General features: G+C 41.1%; 23 protein-coding genes and 1 pseudogene. 9 read left to right on the top strand and 15 right to left on the bottom strand.

The window, feature by feature from the left end; translation table 11 throughout:
- The 3 genes from ruvB to ruvC form a co-directional block, all read right to left on the bottom strand.
- The coding region (ruvB, locus tag QNK26_RS12880; protein ID WP_319223530.1) for a Holliday junction branch migration DNA helicase RuvB at positions 1-908 on the bottom strand (908 nt) is incomplete at its 3' end.
- A gap of 17 nt (positions 909-925) precedes the next feature.
- Positions 926-1546, bottom strand: a complete 621-nt coding sequence (gene ruvA, locus QNK26_RS12875) for a Holliday junction branch migration protein RuvA (RefSeq protein WP_319223528.1) — start codon at positions 1544-1546, stop codon at positions 926-928.
- A gap of 145 nt (positions 1547-1691) precedes the next feature.
- Complete coding sequence (gene ruvC / locus QNK26_RS12870; protein ID WP_319223526.1) at positions 1692-2213, bottom strand: crossover junction endodeoxyribonuclease RuvC; 522 nt, start codon at positions 2211-2213, stop codon at positions 1692-1694.
- A 257-nt stretch (positions 2214-2470) separates the two neighbouring features.
- Between ruvC and QNK26_RS12865 the strand changes: the two genes are divergently transcribed.
- The 5 genes from QNK26_RS12865 (at position 2471) to QNK26_RS12845 (ending at position 5697) form a co-directional block, all read left to right on the top strand.
- The gene (locus QNK26_RS12865) at positions 2471-2698 is read left to right on the top strand and encodes a glutaredoxin family protein (protein WP_319223525.1); all 228 of its coding nucleotides are present in this window, start codon (positions 2471-2473) and stop codon (positions 2696-2698) included.
- Between the two features lie 78 nt (positions 2699-2776).
- Positions 2777-3184, top strand: coding sequence for a cytochrome b562 (locus tag QNK26_RS12860; RefSeq protein WP_319223522.1), 408 nt, complete (start codon positions 2777-2779; stop codon positions 3182-3184).
- 96 nt (positions 3185-3280) lie between these two features.
- Positions 3281-3673: a DUF2750 domain-containing protein gene (locus QNK26_RS12855; protein WP_319223519.1), complete on the top strand. Its 393-nt coding sequence runs from the start codon at positions 3281-3283 to the stop codon at positions 3671-3673.
- Positions 3674-3862: 189 nt separating this feature from the next.
- Positions 3863-4804, top strand: a complete 942-nt coding sequence (locus QNK26_RS12850; RefSeq protein ID WP_319223516.1) for an alpha/beta hydrolase — start codon at positions 3863-3865, stop codon at positions 4802-4804.
- 98 nt (positions 4805-4902) lie between these two features.
- Positions 4903-5697 (top strand): ribonuclease H family protein, encoded by a 795-nt coding sequence (locus tag QNK26_RS12845; RefSeq protein ID WP_319223513.1) that lies wholly within the window; start codon positions 4903-4905, stop codon positions 5695-5697.
- 137 nt (positions 5698-5834) lie between these two features.
- Here the strand turns inward: QNK26_RS12845 and QNK26_RS12840 are convergent, their stop codons facing one another.
- Positions 5835-6143 (bottom strand): hypothetical protein, encoded by a 309-nt coding sequence (locus tag QNK26_RS12840; RefSeq protein WP_319223511.1) that lies wholly within the window; start codon positions 6141-6143, stop codon positions 5835-5837.
- 314 nt (positions 6144-6457) lie between these two features.
- Here QNK26_RS12840 and QNK26_RS12835 point away from each other — a divergent pair, with 314 nt between their 5' ends.
- A complete protein-coding gene (locus QNK26_RS12835) occupies positions 6458-7249 on the top strand; it encodes a M15 family metallopeptidase (protein ID WP_319223508.1) in 792 nt (263 codons plus the stop codon).
- Between the two features lie 20 nt (positions 7250-7269).
- On the opposite strand, the gene QNK26_RS12830 is transcribed toward QNK26_RS12835, so the two are convergent.
- On the bottom strand, positions 7270-7683 hold the full coding sequence (locus QNK26_RS12830) for a phosphate-starvation-inducible PsiE family protein (RefSeq protein ID WP_319223506.1): 414 nt from the start codon (positions 7681-7683) through the stop codon (positions 7270-7272).
- 220 nt (positions 7684-7903) lie between these two features.
- Here QNK26_RS12830 and QNK26_RS12825 point away from each other — a divergent pair, with 220 nt between their 5' ends.
- Entirely contained in the window at positions 7904-9211 is a 1308-nt protein-coding gene (locus tag QNK26_RS12825; RefSeq protein ID WP_319223503.1) for a GGDEF domain-containing protein, read from the top strand.
- A 53-nt stretch (positions 9212-9264) separates the two neighbouring features.
- Here QNK26_RS12825 and fruA read toward each other — a convergent pair whose 3' ends face one another.
- From fruA to fruB, 3 genes are read right to left on the bottom strand one after another with little or no spacing between them, the layout of a single operon-like run.
- Positions 9265-11013, bottom strand: a complete 1749-nt coding sequence (gene fruA / locus QNK26_RS12820; protein WP_319223501.1) for a PTS fructose transporter subunit IIBC — start codon at positions 11011-11013, stop codon at positions 9265-9267.
- Positions 11014-11029: 16 nt separating this feature from the next.
- Positions 11030-11974, bottom strand: a complete 945-nt coding sequence (gene pfkB / locus QNK26_RS12815; RefSeq protein WP_319223499.1) for a 1-phosphofructokinase — start codon at positions 11972-11974, stop codon at positions 11030-11032.
- The gene (gene fruB / locus QNK26_RS12810; protein ID WP_319223498.1) at positions 11974-13101 is read right to left on the bottom strand and encodes a fused PTS fructose transporter subunit IIA/HPr protein; all 1128 of its coding nucleotides are present in this window, start codon (positions 13099-13101) and stop codon (positions 11974-11976) included. The genes pfkB and fruB overlap by 1 nt, the downstream gene beginning before the upstream one ends.
- Positions 13102-13372: 271 nt before the next feature.
- Here fruB and cra point away from each other — a divergent pair, with 271 nt between their 5' ends.
- A complete protein-coding gene (gene cra / locus QNK26_RS12805) occupies positions 13373-14356 on the top strand; it encodes a catabolite repressor/activator (RefSeq protein ID WP_319223495.1) in 984 nt (327 codons plus the stop codon).
- A gap of 22 nt (positions 14357-14378) precedes the next feature.
- Here cra and QNK26_RS12800 read toward each other — a convergent pair whose 3' ends face one another.
- On the bottom strand, positions 14379-15263 hold the full coding sequence (locus tag QNK26_RS12800; protein ID WP_319223493.1) for a LysR substrate-binding domain-containing protein: 885 nt from the start codon (positions 15261-15263) through the stop codon (positions 14379-14381).
- A 130-nt stretch (positions 15264-15393) separates the two neighbouring features.
- Here QNK26_RS12800 and QNK26_RS12795 point away from each other — a divergent pair, with 130 nt between their 5' ends.
- On the top strand, positions 15394-16161 hold the full coding sequence (locus QNK26_RS12795; protein WP_413816368.1) for a TSUP family transporter: 768 nt from the start codon (positions 15394-15396) through the stop codon (positions 16159-16161).
- Between the two features lie 27 nt (positions 16162-16188).
- Here QNK26_RS12795 and QNK26_RS12790 read toward each other — a convergent pair whose 3' ends face one another.
- The 6 genes and pseudogenes from QNK26_RS12790 to QNK26_RS12765 form a co-directional block, all read right to left on the bottom strand.
- Positions 16189-16497, bottom strand: coding sequence for an S-adenosylmethionine decarboxylase (locus tag QNK26_RS12790; protein WP_319223491.1), 309 nt, complete (start codon positions 16495-16497; stop codon positions 16189-16191).
- A gap of 70 nt (positions 16498-16567) precedes the next feature.
- Positions 16568-18316: a polyamine aminopropyltransferase gene (locus tag QNK26_RS12785; protein WP_319223490.1), complete on the bottom strand. Its 1749-nt coding sequence runs from the start codon at positions 18314-18316 to the stop codon at positions 16568-16570.
- Positions 18317-18460: 144 nt separating this feature from the next.
- Positions 18461-19351, bottom strand: coding sequence for a DUF350 domain-containing protein (locus tag QNK26_RS12780; protein ID WP_319223489.1), 891 nt, complete (start codon positions 19349-19351; stop codon positions 18461-18463).
- A 60-nt stretch (positions 19352-19411) separates the two neighbouring features.
- Positions 19412-20389, bottom strand: a complete 978-nt coding sequence (locus tag QNK26_RS12775; protein WP_319223487.1) for a CHAD domain-containing protein — start codon at positions 20387-20389, stop codon at positions 19412-19414.
- A 118-nt stretch (positions 20390-20507) separates the two neighbouring features.
- Entirely contained in the window at positions 20508-22913 is a 2406-nt protein-coding gene (locus tag QNK26_RS12770) for a fatty acid cis/trans isomerase (protein ID WP_319223484.1), read from the bottom strand.
- Between the two features lie 215 nt (positions 22914-23128).
- A pseudogene (locus QNK26_RS12765) lies at positions 23129-24154 on the bottom strand (hypothetical protein); the annotation flags it as partial.

Genomic DNA, 24154 nt, shown 5'->3' with positions numbered 1-24154 from the left:
TGTTCAAGCACATCTTCGATGGTTTCACGCTCTTCACCAATCGCAGCAGCAACGTTATCTAATCCCACCGGACCACCAGAAAAAGTATCAACAATGGCAATTAACAATTTACGGTCCATGTAATCAAATCCGCAAGTATCAACGTCCAACATAGTTAATGCCGCGGATGAAATTTCAGCATTAATATCACCATCGTGTTTTACTTCTGCATAATCACGTACTCGGCGTAATAAGCGATTGGCAATACGCGGCGTACCACGTGAGCGTCGTGCAACCTCAAGCGCCGCAGCACTATCCATATTCAGTTCTAAACAACTTGCCGAGCGTAATACAATATCTTGTAAATCTTCAACTTTATAAAATTCAAGGCGCTGGACAATCCCAAAACGATCACGTAAAGGAGATGTTAATGAGCCCGCTCGTGTCGTTGCACCAATGAGCGTAAAAGGCGGTAAATCCAATTTAATCGAGCGGGCTGACGGGCCTTCACCAATCATGATATCTAATTGGTAATCTTCCATTGCTGGATATAAGATCTCTTCAATCGACGGATTTAAGCGATGGATCTCATCGATAAATAAGACATCATGTGGTTCAAGGTTAGTCAGTAGTGCCGCGAGATCCCCTGCTTTCTCTAATACTGGCCCAGAGGTAGTCTTAATACTCACCCCCATCTCATTGGCGACAATATTGGCTAACGTAGTTTTACCTAATCCAGGCGGACCGAAAATTAATAAATGATCCAGCGCGTCATGGCGTCGTTTACTGGCTTCAATGAAAATTTCCATTTGCCCCCGTACATGATCCTGCCCTTGGTAATCGGACAGCATTTTTGGTCGGATAGCGCGGTCTATGACTTCTTCTTCACGGACGGTACCGCTAGAAATTAATCGATCAGCTTCAATCACTAAAGTAACTTCCTAAATTAATTCTGTAAGGTGGCACGTAATGATAGACGAATGATATCTTCACAACTCATACTCGGTTGTGCCACTTGTTTGATCATCTTCGCTACTTGCGCAGGTTTGTAACCTAAACCAACCAAGGCTTCTTCCGCTTCTTCGATCGCATTCGATGCGGTATTACCATAACCTTGTAATTGGGCTTTATCTGCTTCAGGAGTAAATAAATCTTGAGTCACCCAGTTTTTCAAGCGGTCACGCATTTCAACTAATAAACGTTCTGCGGTCTTTTTACCCACACCCGGTAACTTAATTAAGCTATTGATATCATCGTGTTCAACACAATGTGCAAATTGGTTTGCGGTCATACCTGATAGAATGGCTAACGCTAGCTTAGGACCAACGCCATTTACTTTAATTAATTCACGGAACATCAAACGTTCCATTTTGTTATTAAAGCCATAAAGTAATTGGGCATCTTCTCGAACCACAAAATGGGTGTAAACGATTACTTCGTTATCAACATCACCAAGCTCATAAAAGCAGCTCATTGGCAGTTGAACTTCATAACGGACCCCATTTACTTCCAGTAAAATTTCAGGCGGTTGCTTTTCTAATAACGTGCCACGTAAACGTCCAATCACAATTAATGTCCAACATTTTTAAACAAATATAATGTTCAATAGCATAATAAAATACTGGTTAAATATCCAGATCTTTTATCGCAAACGCAAAACCCCTCACCCGCTTAAAACAGCTTAGCGTTTAGGTTATCAACACTGAGTGATATTAATTGTAACGTCCGCGTGCAGTACCTTTAACTTTACCCGCCATATTAATCAAAGTACGTAAACTTTGCGCATGGCATAATGCCACGGCCAGTCCATCGGCGGCGTCGGCTTGCGGCGTACCAGGTAGTTTAAGTAACTTCACCACCATTTGCTGCACTTGCTCTTTATCTGCCCCGCCGTTACCTACAACAGCTTGCTTAATCTGACGGGCTGTATATTCTCCCACTTCGAGCTCGTTGGATACCGCAGCGACGATTGCAGCGCCGCGGGCTTGCCCCAGTTTCAATGCTGATGCCGCATTTTTACCCATAAATACATCTTCGATCGCAAATTTATCGGGCTGAAACTGAATAATAATCTCACTAACACCGGCATGAATTTGCTTTAATCGTTCGGGTAAATTGTCACCGGAGGTACGGATACAGCCACTGCCTAAATATTGGAACTTTCCGTGTATATGTTGGATCACGCCATACCCAGTAATGCGAGAGCCCGGATCAATGCCAAGAATAATACTCATACTTTATTATCTTCAAATGTCATGTTTATAATTACAGTATACCTGTACCTCAGCTTGAAACCTAAACGCAACAAGCATTACAGCTACCCATCAACATTACGTGTATAAATTAAACAGTGTTCACGATACATTTTTGCTTGATTATTAGCACATGTTGTAAAGAAGTGTATTTCAAATCATTTGCTCATATTGAGACATTGTGAATCGGGGTTAGCTTGTTATAATGCGCTTTTTTACAATAACCTTGTGGGGCTAACATGAAAAGAGTCGTATTATATACGCAGAAGAAGTGTCCAAATTGCGATACGGCAAAGCGCTACTTAGATGAAAAGAAAATACCTTATCGTTTATGCAGCGTGAATGAACCACGTGGCAGTAAAGAATTAGCTGCAATTGGTGGCCGTGGTGTACCGACTCTTAAAATTGGTGACCAAGTATTACGTGGTTTCTCAATTAAATCATTCGAGAATATGTATCGCGGTTAATCCCCTATACGCTCTTTCGCTGTTATTAGCCTCGTTATTATAAATAACAGCCTTTAATCACCCTAATGGATATAGATCATGAAACAACGTTTTGCTCAGCTAGGACTTATTATTACCTTATTGTTTTCAACGTTTGTAAATAGCGCAGAAATAGACAGTATCGACCTTAAAGTCACCATGAAAGAAATGCGATTAGCGTATACTCAAGCAATGAAAAGTACATCCGCTGATGAGTTTACCAGCCGTATTGATGAAATGAGTAATATGCTTGCAGTGGCACAAAGCTATAACTTCTCACCTGATCGTGCCGAGATGTCAAATCAAGGTTTAAATAAAGTAGAAGCAATACTACACAGCATTCAACAAACAGACGTAACTGAAGATAATCTAGCTATTGCGAAAAATAAATTAGAAGACATTGATAGTTTAAGAAAAGAATACCATAAGAAAAGCAAACCAAGCGTTTGGCAGCTTATTTTTGGTTAAATAACAGTTAAGTCTCTGGTTAAACAATAATTAAATTTCGGTGATGAATACCACGCGTATTAGCCCGTTATGTTACTAATATTAGGAACCGATTACATGTCAAACACTCTCGATGACAACCAAATAGCAACGATCCAAGCTTACGATGAAGAGAAGCGCCTTAGCTATTTATTAAAAGAAGTCACTACCGAACGCAAGATTTGGATCTTAACGGATGAGCACGGTTGCGTAATGCTCAATAACGACGACGAAGATTGCGTGCCAGTTTGGCCTAACGCAGAGTTTGCACAAGCTTGGGCAACAGGCGAATGGGAACATTGCAAAACAGAATCTATTTCGTTAGCTAAATGGCAAAGTCGTTGGACATCAGGTTTAATGGAGGATGATTTAGCGATTGTTGTCTTTCCAAACTTGAATGACGAAGGCCTCATTATGTTCCCTGACGAATTTGATATGGCACTGCAGAAACAAGCGAAAAAAAACCGCTAATCGCCAAATAAGCGTTTTCTAAAAACATGCAGATATCAGCTGATATCTGCATGTTTTTTTATTTCCCACGTTAACCTCTCGGCGCCAGCAATAAAGTAGCCCCTCACATCACTAAGTTAAGGGAATATTATTTTATTTTCCATCAATCTCATGTATGGTCTCATATTCCAAAACAATCGGTCTAACAATATGATTTCAAACAAACTAAAATTATTCACCCTCTTTATATGCTTGTCGTTATTAAGCGGTTGTTCGATAGTTCGCTGGAAAATAGATGCCGATGAAGATAGCCTTAAATCAGCTGGGTTTGAACAACACAGGATGAGTTTACAAGAAGGTGGCACGCTAAGTTATTGGCGTGGTGGCGAAGGTCAGCCACTGTTGCTTATCCATGGCTTTGGTGGCAATGCCGTCACCACTTGGCAAAGTGAAATGCTTGAACTGAGCAAAGACTATCAAGTAATAGCACCAGACCTTCCTTGGTTTGGTGATTCATTTAGTGCTGGTGAAGCGAATCTAACCACAGAAACTCAAGCTATATGGCAGTTAATCGATGAATTGCAATTAGATAATGTCAATATTGCCAGTATCTCTTACGGTGGATTTATTACGTTCAACATGCTCAATAACAGCGCAGGCCAAGCCCCACGTATTAATAAGGCCATTATCATCGCCAGTCCAGGTCCTTATTTTAGTGATGATGATCTAGCCGCTTTAAATAAACGCTTTGCTGTTGATAATGCTGAAGACTTCTTTGTACCGAAGAACAGTGATGAATTACGCCGTTTATTTGATGGTATTTTTGTAAAGCCTAAAATGATGCCCGATTTTATCGCCGACCAAATTTATCAAACCTATTTCTCTGCTTGGCATAAACAAAAATCAGTTATGATCCAGTCACTACCAAACGATCGCGACCTGTTATTAGCAGCACCGATTACAGCTACTCCCACGTTACTTATTTGGGGTGAAAATGATCGTGTCTTTCCTGTTGAGAGCGGCATTTACTTGAGCAAAAAGATCCAAGCACCTCTTGTTGTTATTCCTGACACTGGGCATGGGGTCACCAATGAACAACCTGAGATAGTAATACGCTTGATTAAAACATTCATCGAAAGCGACAGGATTTAATAACGCCTGAATTATGTACAAGACTGGGTTATAGTTGGTATTTTGCATGAAGACATTTATCATTTAGTCATGAAACTTTAAGAGTATTGAATTGAGATATGAGTAAAAAACATTACGTAGTATGGAAAGGTGTGAAGACTGGGATATTTGATAGCTGGTCTGACACTAAAGCACAGATTGATGGCCGCAGTGATGCTCAATATATGGGTTTCCCATCAAAAGACGAAGCTGAACAAGCATTCGCCTCTACCTATACACGCGCATTAATGAAACGCTCATTCGCAAAAGATGACGCGACGGGTTCTGGCGTTAAACCAAAAGCAACGCGTCCAGCTGGTGCTCCAAAGTCAATTTTATCTGCAGCACCACAAGTGGCTGACATCAATATTTACTGTGACGGTGCTTGCTCTCCGAATCCAGGTAAATCAGGCACCGGCATGGCTGTTTATGAAAAAGATAAACTAACGCAATTATGGTTCGGTTTATACGAAGAAAATGGTACCAATAACTCAGCAGAGTTAAATGGTTTATTAGTTTCCTTTCGTTTTGCCGCATCCCACATCGAGCAAGGTAAAACAGTACAAGTCTTATCTGACTCAAGATACTCAATCGATTGCATAACCAAGTGGGCCAAAGGTTGGAAAAATAAAGGCTGGAAACGTGGTAAAAATGAAGAGATTAAAAATCTTGCCGTTATCCAACAATGCTTTAGCTTGTACGAGCAATTAAAATCTAATTTAATTATTTCCCATGTTAAGGGCCATGCCAATATTGAAGGCAATGAATTATCGGATCGCATGGCGGTATTAGCACGTAGCCAACAAGAGCCAACGTTTGTGCAATATACTAACAGTATTAACATCGCTGACATTCTAGCGATGCCATCTGGATAGTGATCACAGTTCAGATGTTATCATTACAAATCTAGATTAAACTACCTTTCCTCTCCCAATATAAATAAACAAGCTGATGGGCTAACATCAGCTTGTTTTCATCTTCCTAGATAATCGATTACGCAGTAACGTCATCACTAAATAAGTGGTGAGCAACCTTTTAACAGAAGCGCGACATTTGCACTTGATTTAGCTTGTGCATAGTAAGCATCTGTCGTTGTGGCGGCACCTTGGGTCATAGTACCAATATCCGCTGAAATAAGTGGAGCAAGGACTGTTAGTGCCGATGCAGATTCACGATCTGCTTCATAAGCCGAAAATGCTTTACTGATCTCTGGGCATGTAAACGCATCCGCACCTTGCTGGGCCATATCATATGCCTGAGATGATGTTTCACAGCCAGCAAGAGTGCCAGCAAATAATGCTACTGCTAGTATTTTATGCATTCATATTTCCTTATATTATCCATACGTCATGCTGATATTTGAGTTTTAAATCAACAACCTCTCCTCCAGTATAGTCGATAAAATAAAGATAATGTGAGACTAATCTTGCAGCATAAAATCATGACATATTTACATTTATTAGATCCGCGTTAACATAACCTACAGATACCACAAAATGCCGGATAGCTATGTCAATATATTGGTTTAAAAGATTAATCCCAGCTCTAATTTGCACTGCTTTAGTACCCGTTTCAGCAGCAACTATCTCAGAAATATCCAACAGCGACTGCAAAGCAATGCAGAGTGTCGGTATCATGTCGTCAGTAGCCCCTGTGCAATGTGCTCGTTTAAGACAAGTACAATTCAACTATATTGATTTTCAAGGTCGGCAACACAATAACGGATCCATCATAGTGATGGATGCAGTATCACCTTATATCGCGGCTATTTTTGAGCATTTGTATGCGTTGAGATTCCCTATAGATAAAGCAATACCAATTCATCATTATCAAGGTAACGATGACTTATCAATGGCAGATAACAATACCTCGGCATTTAACTATCGCCCGATAGCAGGTAAGCGTTCACTATCGATTCATGCTTACGGATTAGCGATTGATATCAACCCTAGACAAAATCCGTTCGTTGAATTTAGTCAGCAAGGTGATGCCAGTTTTAAGCCCAAAGAGGGGGTTAAGTATGCCAACAGAATGCAATTTAGACATGGTAAAAATGAACGTCTGGGCTTTGCTGAAGATATAATCTCCACCTTTGCTGATAATGGTTTTTTATATTGGGGTGGATTTTGGAATACCCCGATTGATTATCAACACTTTCAAGTCAGCCGTACTATGGCCAATTTGATGTCGGCAATGCCAGCTGATCACGCAACTCAGTTCTTTGACAATTATGTGCAGTGGTACCAATCATGTAAAGCGGGCTATCCTGCTGCTTATGCTCAACATAAAGTAAATGATTACGTACGTTATTTAGAAAATAAACTTAATAGCGATTCACTGAATACTACGTTTACGCAATCACCTGACAAAGTCATCGCGGCTATACAGCAACCGCTTAAAACCTCGGGTATCTGCGTAAGCGATTAACGTTTAGCCCAACACTGTTATTATTCGTCACCTAAAGATTTATAAGGCCAGTAAAAATGACCGGCACGAATAATAACTGTCGATAATGCTAATACGCACGCGGCGATAGCAAGCCATACAACGTCGACACTCTGCAGCTCTTTCATTCCTAAAGTAACATAACGCGCAATGGCCATGATGGCGATATAAATAGGATAACGTACCGGGATCTTACCGTTAACAACAAATTGTTGGATCATCGCCAGCACTTCAAGGTAAATAAACATCAACAATATATCAGTTAACTTTACCGTTTTTTCTTGATAAACATGAAAAAAATCATTTGCCATCGCATAAATGGTGGCAATGGTGATCGCAACAAGCAATACCGCTTCGATATAGCTGAACAGTTTTAAAAATACGTGACTAAATTTCTTTGGTAAATGTGATGGCATAAATGCTCCGTAATATTAACTCACATACAAGAATATAAGCATTAATAATTTATAATCAACAAGTTATAGTTTTTAAGCTACAATACCTGTAATCGTTAACAAGCAAAGCACTTTCAATACATGTCATATGTATCATGAACAGTATTATTATATTTTTTCTTAATTATTTCATTCTATTAATGCAAATAATTAGGATAGATAGTCGCCAAGGGAGTTAGAAGTGCGAAATGTTCAAAAAATAACGATCGGGATAGTTATCGTTACACTCGTTATATTAGTTTGGTACCATTTCCACGGAAATACTAAAACTTATACTATAACACCTGACCAATTCCGCTATATGAATATCGATGATAGTAGTAAGGGGGGTTTAAGTCGCTCAGCGATCAATATAAAAGATGGTAAAGCTTACCTTACTTGTGAGGTCGTGAATAATTCTGATTATCCGTGGCCATATTGTGAACTCGAGATCAGCCTTTCAGATAGTATTTTTAAAGGGATCGACTTCTCGGAATATAATCAAATTAATCTTGATATTGATTACACGACTAGCCATCCCAACAAGCGCCTGCGTGTCTATGTCCGCAATAGTCATCCAGCCTACACCCGAGCAAATGAGCGCACTTCATTAAAGTTTAATGGCATTGAGTATTCTCCAGGTTTTGGCGACGGAGCAACAGCGATTGCACTAGAGACTTTTCAAGTTTTGACTTGGTGGATTTCCGATAACAATATTAGTATTGAACATGCTTCTGCTGACTTTTCAAACGTCCCCATTATTGAAATTGCGACCGCATCAGGGGTTACCGAGGGTAAATTTGAAATAGTCGTTAATAATATTGAATTTCAAGGGGTATGGATAGACGAGTCAACAATGTTAAAGGGGCTGCTATATACTTGGTTATTATTAGTTATGAGCTTTATTTTATATGAGCAAAGTAAATTGCACCGTAGATTGAGACAAAGTCATCTAAGAGCTGCCCGTCTGTTTGCATTAAATCAAAATTTAACTGAAAAAAATATCCAGTTTTCCGAATTAGCCAACCGAGATTCTCTCACTGGCGCATTAAATAGACATGCTGTACAAGATTGGCTAAAAGACATGGCCCAACAAGTACGTTGGGGTCATCAAGATTTCTCTACACTGTTCATTGATATCGATCATTTCAAAAGTGTCAACGATAAGTATGGTCATCAAGTCGGTGATGATATCTTACGTGAATTTGTACTCGTCATATCAAGTAATATTCGCAGTAATGATTGTCTAGTGCGTTGGGGCGGCGAAGAATTTATAGTGTTCTTCCCGGAAACAAATAGCCAACAGGCAATGAATCGAGCCGAAACAATTCGCAACATCATCGCTACGCATCAGTGGTGTCATAACAAATCAGTTACTTGCAGTATTGGTGTTGCTCAGATGGGGCAAGAGCGTATAACAGAAATGATAGCGCGCGCCGATGATGCCTTATATAAAGCCAAGGGCAGTGGCCGTAATAAAGTGGTTTTCAGTCCCCCTCCTCTACAATAGCAAAAAGCCAGCGCGAACCGCTGGCTTTGTTAGCACAAAAACAAATTGCCTGGTTACGCTGTTACTTGCTGTTCTGATTGTTTCAGTACCGCATAACTGACACCTGTCACTAACGTACCCACGGCAATGGCCACTAAGTACATGAGTACCGGTGTGATTGCATTTGGAATAAGCAGTACAAATAAACCACCGTGCGGCGCCATTAACTCAGCACCAAACAGCATAGACAATGCGCCAGTCAATGCACCACCAGCAATACAGCTTGGGATCACACGCATTGGATCGCGGGCTGCAAACGGAATCGCGCCTTCAGAAATAAAGCATAAGCCGAGTACAAATGATGCTTTACCAGCCTCTTGTTCACTGCTGTTAAATTTACGTTTAGCAAGGAACGTTGCTAGCCCCATACCTAACGCAGGTACCATACCAGCAGCCATAACAGCAGCCATCGGCGCATAAGTTTGTGACGCTAATAAACCGACGCCAAAGGTATAAGCTGTTTTATTTACTGGGCCACCAAGGTCGAAACACATCATACTGCCCAGAATAATACCCAATAAGACTGCATTAGCCGACCCCATAGTATTTAAGAATTCCGTCAGCGCATTCATTGCCGCAGAGACTGGACCGCCAACCACATAGATCATCACCAAACCGGTAATCAGCGAGGCAAGCAGTGGAATAATTAAGATTGGTTTCAGCGCTTCCATTGACTGTGGTAACTGTACTTTCTCCGCTATCCACTTAGCCGTATAACCGGCAAGGAAACCAGCAACAATACCACCTAAGAAACCAGCCCCTGTTGAACTTGCAAGCATACCGCCAATCAAACCAGGTGCTAAACCAGGTCGGTCAGCAATAGAGAAAGCAATAAAACCGGCAAGCACAGGGATCATTAATGCAAATGCCGACCCTCCACCTATGGTCATTAACGCTGCGGCTAATGTACCTTCTTCTTTAAATGCTTCAATACCAAATACAAATGATAGCGCAATCGCCAGGCCACCCGCTACAACCAGTGGTAGCATGTGCGATACACCAGTCATAAGGTGTTTATATACCCCAGTCTTTTCAGTGCTGGCTTGTTCATTTGTCGCGGCTTTACCATGTCGATACACTTGCGCATCATTAAACGCATTATCCATTGTGTCAGTGGTTTTCTTCAATGCTAAACCGGTACTGGTTTTATACACTTTCTTACCATCAAAACGGGCTAAGTCGATATCAATATCGGCGGCAATAATGACCACATCAGCCGCTGCAATTTCAGCGCTACTAAGCTGGTTTTTAGCCCCCACAGAACCACGAGTTTCCACTTTAATCGTGTGCCCTAAACGTTTACCTTCTTGTTCTAATGCTTCAGCAGCCATAAAGGTATGCGCTACACCCGTTGGACAAGCGGTTATCGCAACAATCTTTTTCCCATTAAAAACAGCATCGCTAGTAGCCACTGTTGATTCAGTGCCGTTTACCGCTAATTCATTACAGCTAACAAGCTCAACCGCATTTTCAATCGCTTGCGCTAAGTATGCCTTAGCATCAGTAAATACCGCATCAACGGTTGAGCGATACACTTTTTTACCAATAAAACGCGCATCATTAACATTCGTATTCGCTGCAATGACAATACACTCAGCCGCGCCGATCTGCTTATCCGTTAAAGACGTCACAGCTGCCACTGATGAATGGCACTCAATATCTGCTTGCCAATTTAATTCAGCTACTGCTTTTTCTAATAAACCCGCAGCAATAAGGCTGCTTGCTATACCACTTGGGCACGCGGTTACAATTGCAATTTTCATTATTAATATCCTTTAATTAGCAAATATCGATGCGTTCACTCAAAGTAACTACCGAATTTATATCTTCTACGCCAACACCAACTTGAGTAACAGCTAACGCTGACAATGCAGTTGCAAAACATAATGTTTGTTTCTTATCCCAGTTGTTTATATGCCCCCAGCACATGCCTGCAACGAGAGTATCACCCGCACCTACCGTACTAACAACATCCATTTTCGGCGGTTTAGCCTGTAACCAACCAGCTTGGTTTAGCCACATAACACCTTCGGCACCGAGTGATACCACGACATTAACAATACCGGTATCGAATAATTGCTCAGCAATTTCAGGCAACGATTTATCAGCCAGTAATGCTCCTTTAGCCCACTGAGCCAACTCTTCATCATTGGGTTTGATAAGCCAAGGTTGTACTGCAATACCAGCGCTGAGGGCGGCATTACTACTATCAAAAAATACTTTTTTACCCGCTTGCTGTAATTGTTCTATCCAGCTGGCACACATCTCAGGCGTAACCCCAATAGGTAAGCTACCAGCAATAACAAAAACATCATGGCTCAATGCTAGATTAAACAACATGCTTTCAAATTCCATAACCGCAGCGGCAGTCACGCTCACTCCTGGGAAATTAATATCACTCACCTGGCTACTTGCTTCGACTAATTTCACATTAATGCGAGTCGCACCTTGGACACGAATAAATTTATCCGAAGCATTAATGCGTTCAAAAAGCTGACGAAAAGGTGCTTCATTTTCAAGACCTAGAAAGCCTGTCACGGTTACGTCTGCGCCGAGCTCTGCTAAGACTTTCGCTACATTAACGCCCTTACCTGCAGGCTCTAACGCACAATGTTGAACTTGGTTTACCGTTCCTTTTGCTAATGTTTGCAAATGGCCGGTTAAATCCAACGCAGGATTTAATGTCACGGTCACCACTTTTAAGTTTGCTAATTGAATAGTCATTATTTAGCTTCTCCTAAACCTGCTGCAATACCTTCGCCAATAGCTGCCAATGCTAATTCAGCATCACCACCTTGCGCAGTAAAGGTTAATGCTTCATCACAGCGCACCCCCAACGACATTAATTTCATCAAGCTTTTAGCGTTGGTAGATTTACCCTCTTGATTGGTAACTTGAATATCAGCGTTAAACTTCTTGATTATGTTCACTAACACGGCGCTGGGTCTTGCATGTAAGCCGTGACTGTTATGGATAGTGAACACTGCTGTAACACCACTTGGTTTTACTTCTGTTAATAAACCTATTACTGTCTCTGCATCAGTATTAAATAACTGACTAACTTGTTGTTTGTAAATTAAGTCTACGATACATTGCATATTATCTCGGTGCAGATTGTTAGCACTTGCTAGCATGACTATACCTTTAACGGCTAAGCTTTCTTGCTGCAAGGGCTGTACTGGCGTCACAAACGATATCGCGGTGGTTGTAACTGATTGAGTAGTTTTAGCTAACCAAAGGCCCTGACCAAGATGACAGGCAGGTGTGGTGATCGCATCCGCAACACCGCGATTATCGATGCAGTGATGATGCTTAAGTAAGCCAGCTGCAACAGCCGTCAGTTGTGATAAATCTTGCGCAGGGAAATCCAATTGCACTAACTCAGTCGTTAATAGCGTTGCTGATTGTTGACGCTCATCAATCTCATTACTTCCAAGTAAGGTAAGAATGGATTCAGTACTGTCACATTGCTGTAGTTGTTGCTCGATACCATCGGCACTTAGCACATGAGTCAGTTGCTTTAAAATAGCTAAATGCTCATCAGACTTAGCCGCGATCGCAATCGCTAGGTAAACTGTTTGCCCCTCGCCCCAATTCACACCTTGTGGATAATGATGTAATTGCACCCCTGTTTTATTCACCAAGTCACGTGTATCAACCGTGCCATGCGGGATGGCAATACCATTACCTAAATACGTAGAGTGCTGCGCTTCACGCGCTAGCATTCCTTCGACATAGTTGGCTTCAACGTATGTTTTATTCACCAAGCTTTGGGCCAGCGCTTTAATAGCGTGCTGTTTGTTCAGCGCCGATTGATTTAATTTAATGTCATTCGAAGACAGTGACAACATAACTTTACTCCATAATACCGTAGGTCATAACGTGACTTTTATGTGCTGTTATAATTTGCTTTACTATTTACTTGATGTTACTTGATGAAAAGCTGAATCGTTTCAGCAATCCGATTGTAAAAAAGGCTTCAGTGATGACAAAGTGATTATAAATGGCATTGCTGAAACCTTTCAGCTAGTATAGTGAAGTGTTTCTAAGCTGATTACAATTTTCAATAACAGATCATGTAAGAAACTATGAGCGAGCGCACAGATTAGGGATAAAACAACCATGACATTAGATCAAATAGCCAAACTAGCCGGTGTATCACGTACTACTGCCAGTTATGTGATTAACGGCAAAGCCACTAAGTACCGTATTAGTGAAAGGACCCAGCAAAAAGTCCTTGCTGTAGTTAATGAACATAATTACCGCCCTGATCATGCTGCGCAATCTTTACGTGCAGGTAGTAATCGTTCATTTGGTTTGATCATTCCTGATTTAGAAAACAGCAGTTATGCTAAATTAGCCAAGTTACTTGAACGTGACGCCCGTAAAGCTGGATACCAGTTAATCATTTCCTGCTCTGATGATGACCCTGATACCGAAATTAAAGTAGCAGAAACCTTACTCAGTCGCCGGATTGATGTGCTGTTAGTCGCTAGCTCCTTACCTGCTGAGCATAGTTATTACCGAACAGTACAGGCAAATGGTGTGCCCGTTATCGGGATAGATCGCGCGATGGATGATGAAATCTTCGCTTGCGTTATTAGTGAAGATTTAGACGGTGCATACGAGTTAACTCAAGCTTTATTACAACAAGATGTTCGCTCTATCGGTTTAGTGGGAGCTGTGCCCGAACTTGGTATATCTAAAGAACGTGAACAAGGATTTTTATCAGCTATAAGCCAACACGATATTGATGTTAAACAATTAACCGCTTATGGTGATCACTTTAGTCAACAACAAGGCCAAGCTCAAGTCCAACAATGGATTGATAACGATACATTCCCAGATGCTATCTTAGCCACCTCTTACACCTTATTTGAAGGTGTGCTGGATTGTTTAATACTAAATCCCAGTTTAATGGCCACGACCAAACTGGCGACCTTTGGCGATAATCGGTTATTAGATTTCTTACCCAGTAAAATTCAATCACTACCACAGCAGTTTGAATTGATTGCCGAACATGCGCTTAATATGGCACTTAATGCTGTAAATGGTCACAATCACCCCGGTATTGAAGTGGTATCACGAAAAATAATTCGTCGCTAAAATCGCTGGAATACAAACTCATTTATCGATACGGTGCAAACAAAGGTAATAGCCAGTCAATGAACGTTTGCACTTTCAACGGTAAAGGACTCGCTGTCGGCGCAAGTAGATAATAACTGTAGGGACTGACAAAGTCCGCTGAAAATGGTACCACTAAGCTACCATCCGCTAATTGCTGACTGACAAAAAAGCGTGGGATCAATGCAACCCCCATACTACTCACAGCCGCTTGGCTAAGCATATAGAAATGCTCCATACCAAACTTGTTATCCGTAGTTAACACTATGCTGACATTATCCGCCCAGTAACGCCACAGTCCGGGTCTAGAAGTATGCTCCAACAAAGTCATATTATTGATATCTTGCAGTGATGTCATCTGCTGAGCTAATTGCGGCGAACAAACAAAACAAAGATCCTCATCCATTAACTTAAGTACATTACAACCCTGTGGTTTTGTTGTGCCACTGCGTATGGCGATATCATATTGATGCTGGCTAAAATCAATCGCAAAATCACCAATGGACAGATCCACAAACAAATTAGGATTACTGAGTTTAAAGCTTTCCAAACTCGGGATTAACCAACTAATGGTTAAACTCGGTAATACATTGATGGCGAGACGTTGTGCTAATTGAGGCTGAGATATTAGCTCTTGCGTGGCACTATTAATGGTTTGCAGCGCATTCTGCACCTTAATTAAATATGGCTTAGCTTCTTCAGTGAGTACTAACTTGCGATGCTGACGAATGAATAGATTCACACCAAGGTATTGCTCTAATATTTTCACCTGCTTACTCACCGCGCCATGCGTCACGAACAGTTCTTTCGCTGCTAGCGTAAAACTCACATTTCTCGCCGCGGATTCAAAAGCACGCATGGCATTTAGCGGTGGTAAATTAGGATACATAGTCATACTCATTTTAATCGCGGATAAAATAGCGTGAGTTTATCTCACACAATAAAGAAGATAACTCCTTTGCACTGCATCTGCAAATAAGATTATATTGCCCTCTCATATTACGCAGGAGCAGAGCATTATGATTTTGGATATGTCATTACAATTATCAACAGAAATTGTTGGACTATTATTTTTAGTCGCCGTCGTGGCAGGCTTTATTGATGCGATTGCAGGCGGTGGCGGGTTATTGACTATTCCAGCGCTATTATGGGTCGGGCTGCCACCCGCTACGGCACTGGCAACCAATAAACTGCAGGCTTGTGGCGGAAGTTTTTTTGCCAGTTTTTATTTTATTCGTAAAGGCATGGTAGATTTGAAAAAAATGAAACTGGCCATCGCTTGCACCTTTGTGGGGGCGGCACTCGGCAGTATCGCAATTCAATCTATCGATGCCAGCATATTGGAAGTTATATTACCTTTTTTGATCTTGGCTATCGGCGGTTATTTTTTGTTTTCAAAACAGATCACTGATGACGATAAACACCAAGTATTAACACCGACACTCTTTGCCGTCACTGCAGCTTTTGGGGTCGGTTTATACGATGGTTTCTTTGGTCCAGGCACGGGCAGTTTCTTTGCGTTGGCCTTTGTATCACTGGCAGGGTTTGGTTTAGCTAAAGCCACCGCACACGCTAAAGTTTTAAATTTTACAACAAATATCGCGTCATTATTATTCTTTGCATTAGGCGGAAAAGTATTGTGGGCACTGGGCGGTATTATGCTCGTTGGCCAAGCGTTAGGGGCAACACTTGGCTCGCGGCTAGTATTATCAAAAGGCGTTAAAATCATTAAACCGTTAATGATCACTATGTCTATTGCCATGAGCTTAAAATTATTATTTTATTAATACCTAAAGTTAGCAAAAAGAGCCTACTTAAGCCGTTACTTGCCACTGATGTTGTGTGGCAGCCGCTTGCAAGTTACGATCAAAGTTTGCTAATAACGATGCCGCACAGCTTGATAGCTCCACATACGATTTCCCCTCTTCAGGAAACGTATGTACCGCGGCATGACTTTCGGCCAACAACCACAGAGCCGTATAGCCCTGAGGTTGAAAATAATGCTCAACAAAATTTAACACTGTAAAACCAGCGCGCTCAAGATCGGCCGAAATAATGCCTTTGAGAACTTCACTATCGCAACTACTTAGCCACCAGCGTTGATTATAGATCTTTGCTTCCATAGTTATTTTCACTTACTAAAATTACAATAAAACAACATAGTGACAAGCTATTCACCTTTCATCACCGTCACTAATTCTTATACAATTCAGACTCTGTTTGCCATGCTGCACGGTTATAATCGTACAGCACACCAGAACCTAAGTGATTAATCTCAATCATCGCCATTTTGTCATAGAAATTGCCAGGAAAAACAAAAGAGGCTAACAAAAACTCTTTATTTAACCAGCTCGATGGCACAGGCAAACTATCAAAATCACTAATTCGTCGACTTGCCGATTTACCTCGGGTTGTCGCTATCGTCCAGCCCCACTGACCAAATGATGGGATATTACGTTGATACTGCTCTACGTGTAAAAAACCCGCCTCTTTCACGGTTTTTCCTATGCTTAAAAATGCATTTTGAGCATGATAAGGTGATGTTGACTGGATTGCTAACGCGCCATCAGCCGCTAACAATTGGCGCACCTGATTATAGAAAAAATCACTGTAAAGTTTATTTAGATCGGGGTGATTTGGATCGGGTAAATCAATAATGATGGTATCAAACTTAGCGCCTTCATCAAGTAGCTTTTCCACTTGTAAAAAAGCATCAGTCGCAAACAAGGTTAATCTAGGGTCTTGTAATGACGATTTATTTAACCGCAACATACGTTGTTTAATCGCTTCTGGCGCAGCATAGTCAACCGTATTGGCACCAAACAGGGCTAATAGTTCCGCATCTAAATCCACTAGCGTCACAGCCTTAACAGGCCAACGCCATACATTGCGTAGCGCTAAACCGTCACCGCCACCAATGATCAACACTTTATCATGACGATTAGAAGCCATCATTGCCGGGTACACTAATAAATCGTGATATAGCTGTTCATCCACACTAGAAAACTGTAAATGGCCATTGATGAACAAATCAGTCACCGGATCAACTTGGTTTTTTACGTAACGTTCCGTCACTACTACATGCTGATATTTTGTCGATTGTGAATAAATCACTTTGTCTTTATACAATACACTGCTTAATTGCGCTAACCAGCCAGTGCCTAAAGTAAGAATAACCGCGAATAATGCAATCAATAATAAGTGGCACACAAACAACAATTTTGCCCAGCGGATCTTGTCTTGATAACGCCATAGAAACGCCAGTCCAGCAATAATATTAAATAATGCAGTCCATGCCGCCGCTTCCATAATCGGTAATGATAACATGATCAAAACCCAAATAGCCGCACCAATACCGGCACCAATATAGTCCGCACCATAAATAGTACCGGCATTATTTTCTAAAAATCGACCGTATACTTGTTGGCGTACACGGGCAATCAGTGGGATCTCCATACCAATAAAAATACCGAGAATTAGTCCGAATACATAAGGCATGAATTTAGCTATTTTTTCTAGCTGTTGCGGTAGATAACCATCAAGTACAACATTACTGGGTAAATTAAACGTCGCCGATAACAACTGAGGTAAGCTATAACTAACAGCTATCATCGCTGAAATGATTAAAATACAACTCATACCAATCAAGGCAATTAACGCTTCTAACCAAGCAAAGGCAGTAAAAGCGTCTTTAAACCAACGCGCTAAAAATGCACCGATGCCCATCGCCACAATCATGGTACCGATCATGGCATAAATGGCACTTTCGACAGAACCTAATACCCTACCCGCATAATGCGAAAGCAAATATTCATAGATCAGGCCACAGCCAGCAAGGATTATCATGACCGAAATTAATAACGCATCGTGAAACCATAATGAACGTTTACGACTCTGTGCCTGCTTTACTTTATTATCACTATTTACAACTGAGTGTTCCACACAATGCCTTACTGTATTTTAATTGAGTTTTAAAAGATTAAATCGAGGTTACAACTTAAAAAGCTCAAACTCAGTACCACCAACAGTATAATAAAGACTGAATAAGGTTACCGAGTTTGAGCTATCACGTTATTTTAAGGACTATTAGCTACCCAGTAAGGTCGCCATTGTTAAGCCGATTGAAAATGATACTGTTGCCGATATAACTGCAACGCCAATGTTCTTTTGGCGGATCACTTCGTCAGCAATATCCACTCCAGATAAAATAACTTTAATGGTGATTAATTGTAACACCGAAAAAATAATAACGCTGATGATCGCAGAGAATGCCCAGTACATCAGACTTAAGCCTATATTGTCGGCCGAATATGGTGCAAGGCCCGTTGCTGCGGTAATAGCGAGACCCGAGCCAATAAGGAAACCAGCATAACGAATACCAACGGCCAAATTATCGTCTAAAATAAGTTGCTGAAGACAGTCACCAGTACGTTTAAATAAGCGCACGCGATATTTACTAACCAGTAGCATAATCATGTTTGCGACCACAAAAGCAGCAATCACCACAGGCACGCCGTGCCAGCCTTCAGTAAGTACCCAAATCAATGCCGAGCGCACCACGATCGCGACCGTTACAATATGGCCAAAATCAACAAAAGCAGCGGTTACGTTACCTTTAACAATCTCATCATGTAGACTAACTTTTTGTAATGCCACTTTATCTTGGAAAAAATGACCCGCTTTAATTAACGCGATAGCTAATAAACCATAACCTGTCATTTGCACAGCTTCGTCAAACAATGAGTTCGCGAAAGCACCACTGGTGACACCTGTTAATACTATTGCAAGTCCCGCTAAACCGGCTGCAAAACTAATACCAAAAGCAAAGTTATCACGTTTGGCTATTTCATCATTAGCATGCAGATTTGATACCCAGCCTTTGATCATTTTTAAACTAACAAACAAAGCAATGATGACAATAAAATCAATAATCAGTGCTTGTGTCGTCCACATCGTTAATCCATCAAACTCGTACATACTTAATTCTCCATAACTTATTCTATTTACTTACTCGGGTTGTCAGCTTACGCCCACGGTTTATTTACCGCGACGGACACCCCGTGATGTACGGCTGCCGCTGTTACGAAATGACCCTGTATTGCGCGTTGCCTTGTTGCTGCTAGTCAACGACTTTTTCGGTTTTGAATAACTACTCATCGTTTTCGTTGGGGTATAACTTGAACGACTCAAGCCAGCTGAACCAGAACGCTTTTTCGCATAAGGAGAACTAAATGACTGGCCTTTACGTTGAAAAGATTTACGAGTTCGAGTTTCAACAGCCGATTGCTGCACACTTTGTTTTGGACTGGTATAACGCGAACGCCCATAGTCATTGTAATAACTATAACGACGATTCTGGCTCCAATTTGAATAACCAACACGACCAGTCAGATCACCCAACATACGGTACATACCGTACCACTGCCAGAAACTCGTGCCGTTACTACCGCTTTGCCAACCACCATAGTTTGGGTTACCGACCATCTGGCTACCCGCGCCATAATCAGCACCATCACCGGCACTTTTTTCAGCCAATTGGCTAATAGCCCCAACACGGGCAAGTCGACCATCTGACATGTCGGCTAATACATTAATTGGATCTGTTAGCGCATCATTAAACAAGCTCGGTTTGGCTGCTTCTTTAATACGAGTCAACTCATCCAGCAAAGGACCCGAATTATCTAACGTAACAGTCTGGGCTTTTACATCATTTAAACGCATCACAAGATTCTGATATAAAGGCCCCTTTCGCGTTGCATCTTCAGCAATCAAGTCTGCTATACGGGACAGTTCTGGTTTTTGCTGTTTTAAAACTTGTGCATACTCATTCAACAATCTTGCATTGCGAATAGAGCCACTTTCAATTTCAGAGCCCAATCGATTAAGATCACTCTCTACACTGGCAACTTGCTGATTAATTGTTGTTTGCGTTTGTTCAAGCTTTGATTCACAGCCAGCTAACAGCTGTAAAATAAATAACAGACTTATTAACTTCCATGGTTTAATCATTGACATAAATGGTCACCTATCTTGCCTGCCGACTCTAATATAATTACGCCATTATCTGGCTTTCTAACATCCTGCTACTGTACGTTTTAAGCACCAAAAAATCAATTGGTTATAGCTTAGTAAATCATCTATTTTGTAAACGATTATAATCTAATAAACCCGCGTTAATCGGCTGTAACAGCTGATTTAGCGTCTGGATCATATCACTGTGCGGCCAGAATCGAGGATCTGAGCGTCTAACACCATAATCATCTAACCAAGCGCTATAATCTGCGTCTGTTTTAATTGCCGCCAAACGTGCGACAAATGTTGGTAATCGTGCTGCATCTACCGTTAAATAAACACTGGGGTAATCACCAAGAATGCCACTAACAACAGTGAGCGAATCCTCAGCCGGTAATAAATTAGATTCTTCATCAAGCAAACTCGACATATTACTGTGTGCCACATTTTTCAATAAAGTATAAACACGCTTTTTATCACCATCCTTCACCATTAACACTGAAATTTCCGCCAACTGATTGACTGGATCGCCCATCAATTCCATTAGTACCTGCATTAATACGACTTCTTGCATTGGTGTATTAGGCTGTTCCAATGCAAATTGGTTTGGTAAAACATCGGCTAAATGGATCTTCAATAACGAAAATAACTCTGCTTTATGGTCTTTTGTTTGATAATCAATATTTGAATCCTTAGAGATAAAGTGTTCACTCCCCTCTAAATACTGCTGCAAATTAATTCCTTCATCACGATACCAATAATCATGCTCTTTTTGGCGCATGTCTTTAGGCAATAAATTCAAGAAATTAAATTCTGCTTCCATGCGTAAAAAATCCATATATAAACGGGTATTTAATTGATGGCCCACATTGCCATACACATCAAAACCCGCCACTAATAAATAATGGATACGTTCAAGCAGAGGATAATCAATTAACCAAGCTGTTTTAGGTTGCTGGCCAACCAGGCCTTTTACCACTGTCGCACTATCGAAATGACGGAAAATAGTCAGTGCCGCATTATCATTGCCACGCTGATTTTGACTATTCTCAGTCAGGTTGCTACCGTCCCACACTAGGTGTAAGTCAAGCAATGCATCTTGATTAAGCAACTCATTAACTTTACGCTTTTTAGCTTCTAAATAGCGCTTCTGAGCTTGAGAGTATTGGTACCAACTCACCACAACGCCGGCGTTACTTTCTAATTCAGCAGGTAAACGCAGATGTGCTTTTTGCTGAGAGAGAAAATTATCACTATTTAACCCCGCCTGTGCTTCTCGTGTAACAAAGAACACCCAAAAATGATCATCAATAACATTTAAGGCAATTTGGCCACGGCAAACAGGTCCTTTGATAAAGCCCATAATAGTATTTTGCGCTTCTTGCAGCATAAATTTATAGCGAGAAGGCGCAGGGATCGCCTCAAAAGTGATAAATGGGTTAGAAGCAACCTCAGCCTTATAACTCGGTAAGTTTTTAACCTCGTATTGAGGTTGTTCGAAAATCTCTTTAAACATGTCCATACGCGTTGAATTTAACGCGTAAGGTAAATGGGTTTTGGCTAAAATAGTTTCACGCTCTCGCTGTAGACGATAATACACGCGGTCAGTGTTCGGATCATCATACGGGCGGCGCGTAGCAATAATATCGACCGGTTTACCCGGCGGCGTTTTAGAGCGGATTAACTTAAAGTAGCTAATATCCAATTCATTTGAATCAAGGGTATCCAACTCATTAAAATACAGGTGAGACAAAAACAAATGCTCATAAATATAACGCGCGACTAGCTGATTTTTTAATGAATCTTGATTTAACCACGCTTCCCAATAATCAACTTCGCGATTATGCGCCGCTGATAATGCGGGTAGTGGCGACATTTTAGCGCCCTTTGTTAACCACGACGCTAATAATGTGAACTCGTCATCACTCAATGCCGGTAGACCGTAAGGCATGCCCCCCTCTGGATGTTGTAATTCGTAGTCATCAAACTCATCAATCGAACTACACTGTTGCTCTCGATTAAGGGAAAAGTCATAGCTTTCTGGTAATACCGCTGCTGAGACTGACTCGCCATTAAATGCATCTCGCTGTTTTAATACTAATGAGCGATATAGCACACTGGCCATTAAGTTTGCTTCTGCAACTTGCTTACGCTCATTTAATACCGCCGAAAAACCTTGCTCACGCCATGCTTGAGTTGTCCTTGCATCTTCATAGAGACGAGTGGGAGGAATAGCCAGTAAACGTGAGCCACTGTGTATCAGGGATTTACTTAATCCACGCTCAATACCTTCCGGAGAGGTGAACTTTAACTGACAGGGTGCATCGTAGCAGCCATGACAAACCACACAACGTTGGTTTAGTAACGGTTGAACTTGATTGAGATAATGGGATGCTTGCGGGCTTAATGGCTCGGCAGTACGATCCTGCACTTCTTCAGCGCCATACATCACATCATAGTTAACCGCCACAACGGCTGCACAACCAGATAAAAGTACAAACCACAGGATTGAAATAGATCGAGACATGGACATCCTTTCACAGCAAGTCTTTAATTAATCGCGAGTAAACACAGACAGAATTGATAGCAAAATGATTCGACATAGTATAATGGTCAGAATCAAAGAGACAGTTGAGCTCAAATAGACAGCACTATTAAGGATAGCTATAGTTCTTAATTCGCGAGACATTTAAACACTAAAAATAACGGTATCCGTGGTGTGAATACCGTTATTTTTTAGTTTTATGCGAGACGTTCAGTTTCTTCTTCCGTGTTTCTTTGCTCTTGAAGCAACTTACCCGCAGCTTGTTCTTCTAGCTTTGCTTGACTTGGGTTACCAGGTGAATGTTCCATGTGCGCGCGTGATACCTGGTTAATCTGGTAGATTGTTTCTGCATTACTCAGGTCTTTTTCATTGGTAATCGATGCAATCGCTTCACGACCTCGTAAGAATTTTTTGATTTCATCAACAATACCGTCCATCTCACTATTATTTTTTTCCATTTCTAAAATGAAACGTGGCATCTCTAAGTTCTTCGTACCTGTGGTCGCAAATGTCGATGATAAAATTCGAGAGGTAATAATCCACGGCGTAATTGAGCTGCGTACTACCACGTTTTCTGAGCGGGTCGAATCGTGAATAGACATACCCGTTGATATCTTACTCTCTGTAAATGTACCTTCTGTTTTCATCCACATTAATAAACTCTTAAACTGCATTTCAGACCAGAATAAACTGGTGCCACTGGCCATGATACGTCCTGCGGCGCCAACAGCAAACCAGCTAAATAATAATGTTAAGAATGTCGTGACCAATCCATTTATATCTTGTAGTACTAAAATTATCTGAGCATCAGAATAATGCCTCTTAGTCTGAGTTAATTCACTCATGAACTGATAAAAATCAACACCTTGATATACCACAAGCGTAAACAGTAAAGCAGAACAAACGATCAAGCTTTGTGAGAAAAAAGTAGCGACTAAACGACATGCTTTAAAGGCATTAGAGTATGTCATTTCATGCACTTCTGGCTGCGTCTCTATCAATAACTGGCCTTTAAAGCTACCCTTTCCCTGACTTTGTTCTTGTAATTTAGGGTCGAACTCTTGATATATACGGTTAGGCATTTCTTTATAACGGCGATTTGCTAAAACAATATTTTCGATATTAATGAAGATCTCATTCGGATGGATAGACTCTTGCATATTATCGCGGAATTCAGATACGTCGGTTTTAGGCTCACTCATATTAAAACGCTCGCGGATCAT

Source organism: Moritella sp., from assembly GCF_033791185.1.
Classification (GTDB): domain Bacteria; phylum Pseudomonadota; class Gammaproteobacteria; order Enterobacterales; family Moritellaceae; genus Moritella.
Note: the sequence above shows the minus strand (reverse complement) of the source record. Positions and strands in the feature narration are given on the sequence as shown.

Excerpts from the sequence above, each read along its gene's own strand:
- QNK26_RS12775 (WP_319223487.1), bottom strand. The coding sequence starts at position 20,389 with ATGTCAATGATTAAACCATGGAAGTTAATAAGTCTGTTATTTATTTTA.
- QNK26_RS12840 (WP_319223511.1), bottom strand. The coding sequence starts at position 6,143 with ATGCATAAAATACTAGCAGTAGCATTATTTGCTGGCACTCTTGCTGGC.
- QNK26_RS12800 (WP_319223493.1), bottom strand. The coding sequence starts at position 15,263 with ATGTATCCTAATTTACCACCGCTAAATGCCATGCGTGCTTTTGAATCC.
- QNK26_RS12855 (WP_319223519.1), top strand. The coding sequence starts at position 3,281 with ATGTCAAACACTCTCGATGACAACCAAATAGCAACGATCCAAGCTTAC.
- QNK26_RS12830 (WP_319223506.1), bottom strand. The coding sequence starts at position 7,683 with ATGCCATCACATTTACCAAAGAAATTTAGTCACGTATTTTTAAAACTG.
- QNK26_RS12845 (WP_319223513.1), top strand. The coding sequence starts at position 4,903 with ATGAGTAAAAAACATTACGTAGTATGGAAAGGTGTGAAGACTGGGATA.
- QNK26_RS12860 (WP_319223522.1), top strand. The coding sequence starts at position 2,777 with ATGAAACAACGTTTTGCTCAGCTAGGACTTATTATTACCTTATTGTTT.
- ruvC (WP_319223526.1), bottom strand. The coding sequence starts at position 2,213 with ATGAGTATTATTCTTGGCATTGATCCGGGCTCTCGCATTACTGGGTAT.
- QNK26_RS12780 (WP_319223489.1), bottom strand. The coding sequence starts at position 19,351 with ATGTACGAGTTTGATGGATTAACGATGTGGACGACACAAGCACTGATT.
- fruA (WP_319223501.1), bottom strand. The coding sequence starts at position 11,013 with ATGAAAATTGCAATTGTAACCGCGTGCCCAAGTGGTATAGCAAGCAGC.
- QNK26_RS12795 (WP_413816368.1), top strand. The coding sequence starts at position 15,394 with ATGATTTTGGATATGTCATTACAATTATCAACAGAAATTGTTGGACTA.
- QNK26_RS12835 (WP_319223508.1), top strand. The coding sequence starts at position 6,458 with ATGTCGTCAGTAGCCCCTGTGCAATGTGCTCGTTTAAGACAAGTACAA.
- QNK26_RS12770 (WP_319223484.1), bottom strand. The coding sequence starts at position 22,913 with ATGTCTCGATCTATTTCAATCCTGTGGTTTGTACTTTTATCTGGTTGT.
- QNK26_RS12790 (WP_319223491.1), bottom strand. The coding sequence starts at position 16,497 with ATGGAAGCAAAGATCTATAATCAACGCTGGTGGCTAAGTAGTTGCGAT.
- QNK26_RS12865 (WP_319223525.1), top strand. The coding sequence starts at position 2,471 with ATGAAAAGAGTCGTATTATATACGCAGAAGAAGTGTCCAAATTGCGAT.
- QNK26_RS12850 (WP_319223516.1), top strand. The coding sequence starts at position 3,863 with ATGATTTCAAACAAACTAAAATTATTCACCCTCTTTATATGCTTGTCG.
- pfkB (WP_319223499.1), bottom strand. The coding sequence starts at position 11,974 with ATGACTATTCAATTAGCAAACTTAAAAGTGGTGACCGTGACATTAAAT.
- cra (WP_319223495.1), top strand. The coding sequence starts at position 13,373 with ATGACATTAGATCAAATAGCCAAACTAGCCGGTGTATCACGTACTACT.
- fruB (WP_319223498.1), bottom strand. The coding sequence starts at position 13,101 with ATGTTGTCACTGTCTTCGAATGACATTAAATTAAATCAATCGGCGCTG.